At 31.0% G+C, this 14673-nt stretch carries 13 protein-coding genes; 2 read left to right on the top strand and 11 right to left on the bottom strand.

The features are described from left to right. Nucleotides 1–204 precede the first annotated feature (204 nt). Entirely contained in the window at nt 205–1176 is a 972-nt protein-coding gene (locus tag ACFFGA_RS14215; RefSeq protein WP_386064994.1) for an ATP-grasp domain-containing protein, read from the top strand. Continuing rightward, a complete protein-coding gene (locus ACFFGA_RS14210; RefSeq protein WP_386064993.1) occupies nt 1160–1816 on the top strand; it encodes an HAD family hydrolase in 657 nt (218 codons plus the stop codon). Before ACFFGA_RS14215 ends, ACFFGA_RS14210 begins: the two co-directional genes overlap by 17 nt. Here the strand turns inward: ACFFGA_RS14210 and ACFFGA_RS14205 are convergent, their stop codons facing one another. The 11 genes from ACFFGA_RS14205 to ACFFGA_RS14155 all read right to left on the bottom strand — a co-directional run bounded on the left by ACFFGA_RS14205 (nt 1817) and on the right by ACFFGA_RS14155 (nt 14404). Continuing rightward, entirely contained in the window at nt 1817–2431 is a 615-nt protein-coding gene (locus ACFFGA_RS14205; RefSeq protein WP_386064992.1) for a sugar transferase, read from the bottom strand. A 24-nt stretch (nt 2432–2455) separates the two neighbouring features. Next, nucleotides 2456–3589, bottom strand: a complete 1134-nt coding sequence (locus tag ACFFGA_RS14200; RefSeq protein WP_386064991.1) for a glycosyltransferase family 4 protein — start codon at nt 3587–3589, stop codon at nt 2456–2458. A 6-nt stretch (nt 3590–3595) separates the two neighbouring features. Further along, entirely contained in the window at nt 3596–5500 is a 1905-nt protein-coding gene (gene asnB, locus ACFFGA_RS14195; protein ID WP_386064990.1) for an asparagine synthase (glutamine-hydrolyzing), read from the bottom strand. Nucleotides 5501–5512: 12 nt separating this feature from the next. Next, entirely contained in the window at nt 5513–6664 is a 1152-nt protein-coding gene (locus tag ACFFGA_RS14190; RefSeq protein ID WP_386064989.1) for a glycosyltransferase, read from the bottom strand. A 260-nt stretch (nt 6665–6924) separates the two neighbouring features. Continuing rightward, nucleotides 6925–8007: a glycosyltransferase gene (locus ACFFGA_RS14185; protein ID WP_386064988.1), complete on the bottom strand. Its 1083-nt coding sequence runs from the start codon at nt 8005–8007 to the stop codon at nt 6925–6927. Then, nucleotides 8000–8932, bottom strand: coding sequence for an ATP-grasp fold amidoligase family protein (locus ACFFGA_RS14180; RefSeq protein ID WP_386064987.1), 933 nt, complete (start codon nt 8930–8932; stop codon nt 8000–8002). The genes ACFFGA_RS14185 and ACFFGA_RS14180 overlap by 8 nt, the downstream gene beginning before the upstream one ends. A gap of 117 nt (nt 8933–9049) precedes the next feature. Further along, on the bottom strand, nt 9050–10015 hold the full coding sequence (locus tag ACFFGA_RS14175; protein ID WP_386064986.1) for an ATP-grasp fold amidoligase family protein: 966 nt from the start codon (nt 10013–10015) through the stop codon (nt 9050–9052). Between the two features lie 17 nt (nt 10016–10032). Further along, a complete protein-coding gene (locus ACFFGA_RS14170) occupies nt 10033–10614 on the bottom strand; it encodes a serine O-acetyltransferase (RefSeq protein ID WP_386064985.1) in 582 nt (193 codons plus the stop codon). Further along, nucleotides 10611–11735, bottom strand: a complete 1125-nt coding sequence (locus ACFFGA_RS14165) for an O-antigen ligase family protein (protein ID WP_386064984.1) — start codon at nt 11733–11735, stop codon at nt 10611–10613. Before ACFFGA_RS14165 ends, ACFFGA_RS14170 begins: the two co-directional genes overlap by 4 nt. A 19-nt stretch (nt 11736–11754) precedes the next feature. Then, on the bottom strand, nt 11755–12849 hold the full coding sequence (locus ACFFGA_RS14160; RefSeq protein WP_386064983.1) for a glycosyltransferase family 4 protein: 1095 nt from the start codon (nt 12847–12849) through the stop codon (nt 11755–11757). A gap of 4 nt (nt 12850–12853) precedes the next feature. Beyond that, nucleotides 12854–14404, bottom strand: coding sequence for a lipopolysaccharide biosynthesis protein (locus ACFFGA_RS14155; protein WP_386064982.1), 1551 nt, complete (start codon nt 14402–14404; stop codon nt 12854–12856). Nucleotides 14405–14673: the final 269 nt, after the last annotated feature.

Here is a 14673-nt window from a genome sequence, read left to right as displayed (position 1 = left end):
TACCCAAATAAACACGATAAAAAGCAAATATTTACGTTGTTAAATAATAGCGCAAATAAATGCATTTTAAGGTGATTAGAGACATGGCGTAACTTTATCTAATTTTTTTGTACATAAGGGTTTATTTAAAAGTTAGACCAATCAAAAAAGTATATTTGTTTTTAATATATTAGTGAAAATTATATTTGCCCTTAACAAAATAAAATGAACATTTTAATCACTTCAGCTGGAAGAAGAGTTTCATTAGTAAGAGCTTTTCAAAAAGAACTCAAGAAATTTTCTCCAGATTCTAAAGTATTTGCTTCTGACTCCAAACCTGAACTTTCAGCAGCTTGTCAAGTAGCAGATGACTATTTTGACGTACCAAGATTAGAAGACGATTCGTATTTTGAAGAATTTGTTGAGCTCTGTAAGTCTCATAATATAAAACTTATTATACCAACTATTGATACTGAGTTACTTCAGCTAGCGCAAAATAAAGATCGCTTAGAGGAAATTGGGATTACAGTTGTTATTTCTTCAGTAAAATTTGTCCGTAAATGCCGCAATAAAAGGGTTATTCATAATTTTTTTGAGACTAATGGGATTTTAACTGCTAAGGAGTACGAAAAAGACAACTATTCTCTACCTATGTTTATAAAACCTTATGATGGTAGTAGAAGTGTTGATACCTATCTAGTAAACAAAGAAAGCGAATTGATTGATTATCATTTTAATAACGAAAAACTTATGTTTTTAGAGTATATATGTCATTCCGATTTTTCCGAATTTACTTGTGATATGTATTATTCCAAAAGTCATGAGCTAAAATGTGTTGTACCAAGAAAACGATTAGAAGTTAGAGATGGTGAGGTGTATAAAGCGCATACACAAAATAATATTTTAGTGGATTATTTAAAAAAACACCTCAATAAGATTGACGGTGCCGTTGGTTGTATTACTGCTCAGTTTTTTCTTCATAATAATGATGAGTCAAAAGTATATGGCATTGAAATAAACCCAAGATTTGGTGGAGGATACCCTTTATCTTATTTGGCAGGTGCTAATTTCCCTAAATGGATTATAGAAGAATATTTACTTGAAAAACCATTAGAAGATAAATTTGATTCTTGGGAAAGTGATTTGCTTATGATTAGATATGATGATGAAATTTTAGTGCATGGATATAAAGGTTAATAAGAATACCGTTGTAGTATTTGATCTAGATGATACACTTTATAACGAGCTGGATTTTTTAAAATCCGCATACCAAAGCATTGCGCAGCATTTTGAGCCTAAGGATTGGAAACCTTTATATTCCTCAATGTTTTCTCTCTACAGAAACAAGCAGAATGTTTTTGAAGCATTGGTATTAAAATACAACATTAAGATTGAGACCTTATTAGAGATGTATCGTTGCCATGAGCCAAAAATTAAAATATTTGATGGAGCACTGGAGTTAATACACTCTATTAAGTTAAAAAACGGAAAAATTGGTATTGTAACTGACGGTAGAAAAAACACGCAATTATCTAAGATTAAAGCTCTTGGTATAATTGATTTAATAGATAAAATTGTTATTTCTGAAGAAATTGGTACTGAAAAACCAGATCAAGCAAATTTTAAGCTTATTGAATCTGCATTCCCAAAACATAGTTATTGGTACATTGCAGATAATCTAAAAAAAGACTTTGTTGCTCCTAATGAATTAAATTGGCAGACTGTTGCACTTATAGATAATGGTATGAATATTCATTATAATTCTTATAAATACTTAGACCAAATACACCAGCCACAAGGGTTTGTTTTGTCCTTAGCGGAACTAAATATCATTTAATTATTCCTTTGTACCTGTAAATATTGGCATGTCGTCATTATCTGAATAATACACGTCTTTTCTATTTAATACTTTGTCAATAGTCATAAAAATAATTTTTAAGTCTAATAAAAATGACTGATTATCAACATAATGTACGTCATATTCAAACTTTTGCTCCCAACTTATAGTGTTTCTACCATTTACTTGAGCCCAACCCGTAATACCTGGAGTTACTTCATGTCTTCTATTTTGTCTTTCAGTATAAAGTGGTAAATATTTTGGCAAGAGTGGGCGAGGACCAACCAAACTCATATCACCTTTAAGAATATTAAACAGTTGTGGAATTTCATCTAATGAAAATTTTCTACAAAAATCACCAACCTTAGTGATGCGTTCAGCAACAGGTAAAAGATTACCATCACTATCCTTTTTGTCAGTCATGGTTTTTAATTTAATAATTGTAAAAAGCTTTCCGTTTTTTCCAGTTCTTGTTTGATAGAAAAAGGGCTTTCCATTATTATAAATAGACATCACAATAATGAGAATTATTAGTAATGGTGAAACTATTAATAATCCTATTAATGCTGCAAAAAAATCTGCAATACGCTTTATTAGTGTTGGATAAAGTTTCATAATTATAGGTTTTAATTATTTGGGTTAACTAAGGACTTCTTTAATTAAATCGTTTAACTCCTTATTTATTATATCGACATCAAATCGTTCCTCGGCATATTTTCTACTATTAATACCCATTTCCTTGATTTTCTCTGGGTTAGTTATAAAATATTCCATTGGTTTTACTAATGCATCAAGATTTCTAGGTTCAATTAAAAAACCATTTTCTCCTTCTTTAACAGCTTCTCTGCAACCTACAGAATCTGTAGTTATTATAGGGTTTCCGCAAGCACATGCTTCCAAAGTTGTTCTCGGTAAACCTTCTCTATAATAACTTGGTAAAACAAATACATCTCTATTGTGTAAATGTTCTTCAATATTATATTGTTTTCCATGAAACACAATGGTTCCTTCTTTGTGTAAACGATTAATTTCATCTTCACTTATGGCAGAAGGTGATGTTTCTGCTGAGCCAATTAAATGAAACTCAGCTTTAGGATATTTTGCTTTTAATATTTCAGCTGCCTTCATATATAGGGCAATACCTTTTTCTTCGATTAACCTTGCAACCAAAAGAAAACTCACTTTATCTGAAGCATTTTTTTCTTTGAAACTAAACTTGTCAAGATTGACACCAGAACCACTTACAAAATCAACTTTTTGCTTTTTTGAAATAATCTTTCGGTCTAAAAATAGTTGGTAATCGTCTTCATTTTGAAACACAATTACCTTATTTTTTCTAATTGATAATTTGTATAAGGTTTCATTAAAGCGTTGGAGTATTCTTGCTTTAGTTGTTAGACCAGTAAAAGCATAACCCAACCCAGTTATTAGCGAAATCACAGGAACTTTGCACATATTTGCAGCCATTGAGCCATAAATAACTGGCTTAACGGTATATGGAAATACTAAATCTATTTTGTTATCTCTAATGACGGACTTTAGCTCTTGTATGGATTTAAAATCCTTATAAGGGTTAAGTCCAGTACGCTGCAAATTAAATTCTATAGGTGTTGCTCCCATATCCTTTATTTGCTGACTGTACTTCTCCGTAAAACTTGGAGCAGCCGCAAAAACATCAAAACCATTAGCGATTAAACTTTTTATAAAATCACCTCTAAATCTAATGAGAGATCCATCATACGATGCTATAAGTAATATTCTTTTTTTCTGCATTTTGATTTAATTTTGTTTGAGGAAATTATACTTATACCATTTTTGAAAACAATAGAATGACCACACTCTAAATGTGCTATCCTTTTTACTGTCTAAGTGATCTCTAACCAGTTTTGTAATAACCTCTACATTAAAAAGGCCTTGCTCTCTAAGCATATTAGGTTCTATATAACTTTCAAGTTCTTTTCTTAAGCTTTGTCTTAACCAATCTCCAGTTGGGCTTCCAAAGCCGCTTTTGCCTTTTTCTAAAAACTCATCTGGAAACTGGTCTCTAAAAGCTTCTTTTAAAATATGCTTTTTATTCCAACCTTTCATTAAATAGCTTTCTGGTAAGGTATTGGTGAATTCCCATATATCCTTATTTAAGAAAGGAGCTCTACATTCTAATGAAGTCATCATGCTTGTTCTATCTACTTTTGCAAGCATGCCTCCCTCTAAACTCAATATTTTGTCTACCAGTCTAAAATCAGTTAAGCTTTCAATTTTTTGTTTGCCGAGAACTGTTTTGTACTCTTGAAATAAGTTATCCTCAAAATATTCTGGCTTTAAAATTTCTGCTAATTGGCTGCTTGTGTTTGCCAGTGAAATTATATCCCAATAGAAATCTCCATCATAATCAATGGCATTTAACAGCTTGTTGATTTTGAATTTTTTACCACGCGAATCATCTTTATCAACAAGATATTTGTTGCTTAAACCTGAAACCGTTTTATGTAGAAATTTAGGTACAATGCTTGTGTACCTTTTGTTCATTTTGCCAATATAATATTTGTTGTAACCACCAAAAACTTCGTCGCCACCATCACCTGTTAAGGCAACAGTTACGTGTTCTCTTGTCTTTTCGGACAATAGGTGCGTAGGTAGTGCAGCCGTATCTGAAAAAGGCTCGTCAAAATTGACTAAAATTTCATGGATGTTGTTTTTAAGATCGTCTTCATCTATAATAAACTCATGATGATTACTATCAATCATTTTTGCAACAACTCTAGATTTATCCGTTTCGTCGTAAGAGGCTTTTTTAAACCCAATTGAAAAGGTATCTATTTTTTTGTCGGTTGCTTGTGCTAAACAAAGTGATATAATTGAAGAATCCACACCACCAGATAAAAATGTACCTAGACCAACATCTGCAATCGATCTGCTATCTACACTATTATAAACCAGTTCTTTAGTTTTTGCTTTAGCATCATCAAAAGAAATATCTATTGTTTTTGGCTTGGGTTCAGCGTTTATTTTATGTATCGTTGTATTGTTTGAAGCTAAATCATATTCAATGTAATGATTGGCCTCTAACTTATAAATGTTTTCGTATATAGTATGTGGTGCAGGAATATAGGTTAATCTAAAGTATAGATTCAACCCTTTTTTTGAAATATTTGGCGTAAAATCTATAGTGTTTATTATTGATTTTAGCTCTGATGCCCAAATAAACTCTTTGTCTGTATGCGTATAATACAAAGGCTTTTCACCAAAAAAATCACGAGCAATAAAAAGCTTATTTATCTTTTTGTCGTATATGCTAAAGCCATACATGCCATCTAGCCACTGAAACGATTCTACACCGTATTTTTCATAGGCTTTTAATATAACTTCTGTATCACTCGATGTATTAAAGTGTACGTTCTCAGCTTCTAATTTTGCTTTTATTTTTCGGTAATTATAGATTTCACCATTAAAAACAATTACAATTTGCTTATCATCAGAAAAAATTGGTTGCTGACCAGAAGATAAATCTATAATAGACAATCTTCTCATTCCCATACCAACGGAAAAATTATTGTTTTCCTCAGAAAACAGTCCATCTTCATCAGGACCTCTGTGAACGATAAGATCATTCATGCTATTAAGAATGGTCTTAATATCACTGTCACTTCGGTTGGTCTTGGCTATAATACCATTAATTCCACACATATCTTTGGTTGATTAACTTTCTATAAACTGTTTAAATTTAGAGTAAATATTCTCTAAATTGTATTGTCTTGCTCGTTCTAAACTAAGCTTACTGTATTTTTCTCTTTCACTTGGGTTATTATGAAAATAATCCATTGCCTTACTTAAGCCTAGGTGGTCATCATTATTTACTAGAAGGCCGTATTTTCCAATAAAAAATTCGCCATCTGCTATAGTAATAGCTTCATTTTCGTTTAATAATTCTAATGGGCCAGATAAGCAATTTGTAGAAACACATGGCAAACCTACTGCCATTGCTTCTAATAAAGCGTTAGGAAACCCTTCTGTAAAAGATGATAACACAAAACACTGACTGTTAAGTAAATGTTCGTTTACATTTTTTACTTTTCCTTTAAGCGTAACGCTGTTTTCTAATTGGTTTATAATAATTTCATTAGATAAATAATCATGTAAATCTCCACTTCCTAATATTGAAAAATCATAATTATAATTTGATGCTTTTATAGCACGAATAACCATGATCTGATTTTTTCTTTTATTAAGTGTACCTGCAGTTATTACCTTAAGTTTTTCAGTATTGGTATTAAGGCTGTTTGGTACAATGGTATTATTTGGCAATTCAATTGGGTTATAAATAACTTCCATAGGTATTTTAACACCAAAATTATCTCTTAAATCGTTATTAATGTGTACAGAATTTGAAAATAGCTTTGTACATCTATTATAAAAAATAGGGTAGAACAGCTTTGAAATGTAGAACGATAACTTGCTCGTTACATTATCTGAAGGAAATCCTCGTTCGCTAATAATGGTTTTTACCTTTTTATTAAAGGTAGAAACGATGCCGTTTATTAAATTAGGAAATGCCAAAAAAGATACTGAAATATCAATCTTATTGTTTTTTACAAAACGATAATACTTAATGATGTATTTAAACGTATCTATAAACTTTAAGTAAAATGCTCTGTCTGGAGGATTATCAGAAAGTATTTTAATAGTAATACCTTCTGGAATAGGGAAATGTATAGTGTTGTGAAAAAGCACCAAAGTAACGTTGTAATCCTTTTTTAATTCTTTTAAAAGAAGGCTTATTACTTTTTCTGCTCCACCGCTACCTAGAGTAATACTAAGTATGGCTATATTTTTTTTGGTCTTTGGGGCCATTGTTATTTTATTTAACTAAAGAAACAAAAGTAATCACTTAAATAATAAACGATTAAATCAATACTTTTTAATTTACAATCATGGATATAAAAAACCTAGTAGGTAGATTTTTTAAAAATTGAAAATAATTGATTTTTGTTTCTTGGTCAAATATAACAGTTACTAACAGTTTATATTCATTTCTTCGATTTGTTGAGCGTTTTTTATGTTTAATAGCTCAAATACCTCTAAATATGTGGTTGAGATTAAATATTTTAGATTTAACCACCAATAGCATCTATAAAGAGTTGCTCATAATCTCCGATGATTTTTTCTTTATTAAACTTTTTGTTTACATATGAGCTGATTGCTTTTGGGTCCCAATCTCTATCGTCTTGAAGCTTTTCTAAAAACTCGTCTTCATTTTCCACTAAAAAGCCATTAACACCATTGGTTACAATTTCTTTTGTGCCACCTGGTGCGTTAAAAGCAACTACAGGCACACCAACAGTACAGCTTTCTAATAATGCATTTGGAAAACCTTCAGAATATGATCCTTGCAAAAACATGTCGTGCTCAATTAAGTGACTAAACACATCATCAGAATGTTCTATATGAGTTATTTTATCACCGAGTTGAAGTTCTTCAATTTTGTTTAATACATCTTCTTTGTTTCTTCCATCTCCAATAATTGTAAACTGAAAAGGTATGGTAAGTCTGCTTAGGATGTCCAAAAGTCTGGCTTGTCCTTTAACCTTGGTCATTCTTCCAACGGTAATAAATCGTTTAACACCATTGGTTTTATTTACGCTTGGTTTTAAAACATCTATTTGAGTTACTGGGTTGTGGATAATCTTTATTCGGTTTTCGTCAATGTTATATATTTTTAGAAAATCATTCTTCATATCAGACGATTGACAAATGATATAATCCAGACTTTTAATACCAATTTGGTCTAAATTGATTAACGATGAAATTAAAGATTTTTTCTTAGGCTTTTTGTACTTCTGTGCTACATTGGTTATTGTAGCGTGTCTTCCAATGAACTTAATTTTTGGAAATAGTTTAGAAATTAAACCCATCATAATGTTTAAGTGAGAAATTGAACTCACTACAACCTGAGGTTTGTGCTTTACCAATAATTTAATGATACCTGTAACACCAGATAGCACACGTGGTTTATTTAGATAAACAACGGTTAAGCCAGAAACATCATACTTGTTGTCTTTTTCAAAGCCAATGACTATAAGTGTTACATCAAATTTAGTTTTATCTAAGTTTTTTGAAACAAAGGTGATAACCCTTTCTGCACCACCTGCAAAAAGTGTTGGTAGAATAAAAAATACTTTTGTTTTGTTATCCATAAGCAGTAGGAATTTTTAATTGACTTCCAAATCTGTAATCCCATTCTTCTTGAAAAAACTTTTGAAACCCTGAGGCATGGTGAAATGTCAATTCTCCAAAATACGTATTTCCTTCAACAGAATAAAAATCTACTCTAACATATGTAAAATCTCTTGCAATTTTTTCTGCAAGCATTATCATTTCTTCAAGGTTTGATGGCCTTACTATATCATCGCCATTTGGCCTGCCCCAATTACAGGGTAATAAGTTCCAATCTTTATCATACAGGTTTCGACATCTTTCATCCGTATGCCTACCAATATCTACCATGACAAAAGCAACTTTGCCATTAAAGCAATGCAACTTAAAATCATCTGGTATGCTACCATCATTATAAGTTAATAGTTTTTCTACTATAATTCTTGGTTCAATATTTTTATATTGCCACTCTCGTGTAGAATAATAATAGTTTTGTTTCATTAAACGTTTTAACTTCTTTCTTACCTTTTTCCATTTTACGTTAGACTTATCTCTAACGATTATACCACCAGAGCTATCATGATTTGTTTTTATAATAAACTCTGTATTAGGTAAACTGTTTTTTCTTATTTCTTTAGGGTTTTTTGTATGAAATAATAAAGGGATTAGGTATTTGTCGCCAATGGTTTTTTTAATATAATCTCTAACATTGTATTTGTCTGCTACTTTTGTTTGAAGTGCCTTTCTTTCATACAATTTGAGCCAATTTATCTTTTCATTTAAAGTTAATGGGTTATCTAAATTAATTGAATATCCCATATGTTTTTTGAAGCTTCTTTTTACAATAAACTCATCAGGAACAAGTTTTAGACCGTGCTCGTAAAGACCGTAAAATGGTTTTAACATATAATAGCCTAGTTCTGTTTCTCTATAAGTTTCAGAAATCATTTGTCTTAAATTTTTCATATCTACTACCATTATTATTGTATTGTAAATACAACAAAATAGTTGGTATAGATATTAAGCCTCTATTACTGTTTTATTAATTAATAGTCTTATGTTGAACTCTATAACTGCTATATATTAATCCTGTGTTAATGTATTATTAATTAAATGCTCTATGTTAAGCATTTTACCAAATTTTTCATCACATTCGTGTTGCCAGAATTTTCTAAAACCAGAGGATTGATGCAGTGTTAACTCACCAAAATAGGTTTTGCCTTTTACTGAATAAAAATCGACTCTTAGATATACAAAATCCTCTGCAAGTTTTTCGGCAAGAGCAATCATTTCTTCTAAGTTTTCTGGTCTTGGTAAATCTCTTCCGTTTGGTCTTCCCCAATTACATGGTAATAAATTCCAATTAGCATCATATAAGTTTCTACCACGAGTAGGTAAGTGTCTATCAACATCAACTCCAAAGAATTGTACCTTACCATTAAAACAGTGAATTTTATAATCATCAGGCAGGTTGCCATCTTCAGTGGTTAATAGTTTTTCTACCACAATTCTAGGTTCAATATTTTTATATTGCCACTCTCTTGTTGCGTAATAATGATTCTGCTTTAAGAGTCTTTTGAATCGTTTTCTGGCTTTTTCCCAATCTATTTCAGATTTATCTTTTACTACAATACCTCCAGAACTGTCGTGATTACATTTTATAATATGATCTACATCTGGCATGTTTTCTGGCGTAATGTCATTTGGATTTTTAGTGTGGTAGAGTAGTGGAATTAAATAGTCTTCACCAATTTTTTCCTTTATATATTCTCTTACTTTGTACTTGTCAGCAATGGTGGTATGTATATCTTTTCTATGATAAACCTTAAGCCAGTTAATTTTTTCATTTAAGGTTTGTGGATTTTTTAAATCCAGAGGATAGCCCATGTGTTTTTTAAAGCTGTTCTTTACCAAAACATCACTAGGTATCATTTTGAGTATAACCTCATAAACTTTATAAATTGGTCGTACAGCATAGTAACCTAGGTCCGAACCATAGATTTTGGACACTGTTTTTCTTAAGCCTTTTTTACGTAGATCTGTGGACATTTTTACTTGTATTCTAGTTAAATATGTTTAATTATTTTTTTGATATCAACATTGCCAATAGGTTTAGCTGGTACACCTGCAAGTGCTACATTCTCTTGCTCACAGGATTTGTTGACAACTGCATTTGCGCCAATAGCAATATTACTTGCAATTTTAATATCTCCATAGATTTTTGCTCCAGGAGCTATATAAACATTATCACCAATTTGAGGAGCACCTTTTTCACCACCAGATGCGCCAATATTAACACATGCATGCATTCTACAATTACGTCCAATTTTTGTGTTTCTATTAATAACTATGGTACCATAGTGTACAATTGACAAACCTGGACCAAATACATTTATAGGTATTGAAAAGCCTAATTTTACTGAGATTTTCTTAAACTTATATTTTAAGTAAGCAACGTATAACTTAGTAACACCCTTGTTTTTACAATTACTATAGTATTCTAGTTTGCGCATGGTTTTTTGAAACTTCCAAATATAATTAGGCGAGAGGTAGTCCATAATTTTACCACCAATACCATTGGATTTTATACCAAGTGCTTTTTTGTCTTGATTAATATGATCAATATAATCTGCTTTAGAACTTATCATACTTCTAATAGTTTTTCTTCTTTCTCTTCTTTTTTGTCTTCTGGGTTGTCCAGTTTATACAATTGATACTGTATCCACATTGCCGCAAAAGTCATATAGTAAAAAGTAAAAAAGTTATGATTTGCCAATAAAAACACAGCCAACGATATGGTCTGCATTACGAGATATGGTGCGGCTTTAAAATGCATAAAACTCTTAAAAAAGAGACGTGCCATATAAATTAAAAACAAGAAAAATGGTAAGATGCCAGCTTCGCCAATAATCATTAAGTATGTGTTATGAACACCCATAGCATTAGTTTTACCTGAAAAAGTACCATAACCATTACCAATTATTGGTGCTTCAAAAATTTGATCATAAAACTTAGCCCAAGTTTCTGTTCTTGAGTCTTCACTTATTTCTTCACTAGACACTTTTTTATCATCACTAACAATATTTTTTAGCTGTTCAAATCGTGGATTGTTAAGTCCTACAACCTGGTCAATAAGTAAAAGCGTGGAAAAAATTAAAAAGGCAATTCCGAAAATCCTGATATTCTTAATACTAACTTTTAATGAAATAACATTAAGCAACAACCAGATTACAATAAATGTTCTAGAGAATGTAAGTAATCCCATTAAAGTAAATACAAATTGTCCTAATAGCTTTAATGTACCACTTTTTAGTCCATATATGGTTGAATAGCCATAGATACAAATAAATCCAGCAACGTTAGCATTCAGATAAAAACCAGCATAGCGACCATAATCATTGGTAAAGGACATGGCTTCAACACCAACGCTTAATGCTCCTATTAAAAAGAATACAAATAATTCTAAAGTGCTAACATTTTTCGCCAATTCATATCCAGCTATTACAAAAATGAAATACTTAATCAGCTCCATCATAAACACCATGGGAGCTCCATAATACTGCAGACTACCAATGATAAAGTACAACATGGCGATGACAAAAATCCACCAATTTGGTGTTGTTTTCTTTTCCAAAGCGTAGTAAATCACCAGCATAAGAATTGTAGCATAACTTAGCATTGCTCCAACACCACCTCCATAAGCAAAAAGCCCTATAGATGGTAGGTTAAGTAATACAAGTGCTAAGGTTATGTACTTTATTATTTTCATTCTTTATTCAGTTGATACTTTAAATATGAGAGTTGATTATAGCTTCCCATTGCGCTACTACGTTTTTACTCATATAATTTTCAGTGGTGCGCTTTGCATTTTCTGAAAACTTTTTCTGTAAAGCCTTATCATCAATTAATTGTGATAGCTTTTTGGTTAGCTCTTCCTGATCATTTACAGGAATCAAGAACCCATTTTCGCCATTGAGTATTAAATCCGATGGTCCAAAATTGCAATCCGTCGAAATACATGGCAAACCAAAATGCATTGCTTCCATAAGTGCATTTGGAAACCCTTCGGTTTTTGATGTAAACACAAAAATAGAAGCTTCATTATAGTATTTGTCTATATCTTTAACTTTTGAAATAATCTCTATTCTGTCTGTTAGATTATACTTTTCTATAAGAGCTGTTAGCTCTTGCTTTTTATTGCCATCACCAATAATCTTTACTTTCCAACCTTTTGGGTTTATAGTATTGAAAGCCGTAATCAATTCGTCATGACATTTGTTTTTATCCAATCTGCCTACAGATAAAATTATATTTTCTTCTTTTGTATTATCTGTTCTTAAATTTGATAAATCCGCTGAAATTGGATTTGGCAATATAGTGATTTTGTGAGGTCTTATTTTTTTCTCGTAGAGCTTTTTGATGCCTTTAGTTTGAAGTACTAATGTATCGGTTTTTGGATATGTGTATTTTCTTAGTATTTCCCATAATTTTGGTACGTCTTCTACTAAAGGGTTGTTTCGTTCGCTTATAATAGAAGGAATACGGTTTAATTTTGAAGCAATTACAGTCAAAACATTGGCAGAAGTTATAAAGCCAATAAGTATGTCTATCTTTTCTTGTTTAGATATTCTAGAAATACGTTTCACTAAGGTGTAATTTAACTTCAGTGAGTCTAAGGCAGACTTAGGTTTGTCTGCTTTTTCCATGCAGGAAATAACTTTTATCCTGTCATCAAGCGTGTAAAATGGTGTTGACTTGGTAAATGTAATTATAGTTATATCAAATCTTTCGATAAGTTCATTGCTCAACGTCGATATAACGCGTTCTGCACCTCCAGAAGAAAGCGTACCGATAACAAATCCTATTTTCTTTTTATTTGCCAAGAGATTAGGTTTTTCTAATTAGTTTTTTTACTATTAAATCTTTCATTCTAAAAACAAAAGTTTTAAACCCTTTAACGAATACAAACATTAGTGTTCCGTATGTGACAGTAACTAAACTTGTAATGATTAAAGCATAAATTATCCAATCCAGAAAATTTGAAGCCTCTCTATCATAAGGGAAATAGTTGGCGCTGAAATTTACAATTAAAGCTGATACACAAAACACTATAGCTAGTGGTAACACACCTTTCCAATACAGCCATACACTTTTGTTAAAGCCTTTAGCATAAAGGTAATAAGGTTTCCAAATTACCACCATTAAAATTAGACTCACTAGTGTACCTAAAATAATACCATCAATTCCCCAAATACTTCCGCAAATTAAGGATATGGCTAAATTTAATATGGCTTCGGTTGCTGCTGCCCAAGTGTCTTGATAAAGTCCGTATGCATTTTTAAAACGTTCTACCGTTGAACTAATCTGAAAGATAAAAAAGTTAGCTATTAACAATATCAAAGTTGTTTTAGCAAGTATGTATTTTTCTCCTAACCATAGCAATATAAACGGTTCCATTGTAAAGTATAAAATCAAGCTAAAGAAACCAGCAATAAAAAATTGAATAGCCATTAGTTCCCAAAATACCTTTTTAATGTTTTCCTGATCATCTTCGGCAATTAAATTCCCAACTGCAGATCCTGTACCTGCAAAGGCCATTTTTACTAAACCACTTAGTTTTGTAAGGATGAGTTGATAATTGCCAAAAAAGGCAACACTTTGCACATTTACCAAAGCAAATACAAGGATGTTATCTGTTCCATTTTTTACAAAAGATCCCATTTTATGTACAAAAACCTGTTTAATTTTTTTAATGATATCTGGGTATTCTTTTATGATTTCAGCTTTTTGGGTAGAATTAATAATAAGCCATGGATATTCCTTTTTTATTTTCTGTCTTACGACAATACTGTAGATAATACTAAAAACCAGTTCTAGAACAATATAGATATAAAAATCCTTAAGATATACTGCTACAAAGGCTTGTAGAATAACTCTAATAATATTTAGTGTCTGAAAATACCCTTGAATGATATAACCTTTTTGATCAGCACCAAGTAAACTTTGATGATAGTTAGCAAAATAACTTAGTAACGTAGAGGATAGTAATGTGTAGAACACAAAATAAACCAATGTCAATGAAAATGCGGTTTCCCCAAATATTAAAGGAAAAAACAGAGATACCACAACGCCAACACCAATTATAAAATAGCCTATGCGCTTATATAAAACTCCTAGAAGAGCAATAATTTTATTGATTTCGTTATGGTTCTCATCAAAAATAGGTTTGTATAGCGTGAAACCAATTGCTGTACCAATACCAAGTTCAGCAAGGTTTAGAAATCCGAGTACACTTCGTAGTGTAGTTTCTAGACCAATAAACTCATCTCCTAGATAGTTTAAGAATAGTTCTCTAGAGTAAAACTGAACGAATATGGTTGCAACAAAGAAGAATACACCAACTTTCGCGTTTTTTAAAGATTTACTTACTCTAGACATTTATTAGTGATTTGCTTTAAATAACATTATACTTATACAAGAATATAAATTTTACTTAACTAAATAAACTTATACTCATTCTTAATTTTTAAATAATACCATTATAAATGACTGATATTAAATTACATATTAATACAGTTAAGCTTAAATTTCTAGAAAATACCGGTAATTAATTTTTAGGAAATTGTTGGTTTTCGTATGAGTAATCTTAACAGCAAAATAAGACATTAAGATTGGGTTTAAATCACAATAATCGAAAGCACTTTTAG

Source organism: Winogradskyella pulchriflava, from assembly GCF_042434315.1.
GTDB classification, from domain to species: domain Bacteria; phylum Bacteroidota; class Bacteroidia; order Flavobacteriales; family Flavobacteriaceae; genus Winogradskyella; species Winogradskyella pulchriflava.
This window is presented reverse-complemented; position numbering and strand designations above follow the sequence as displayed.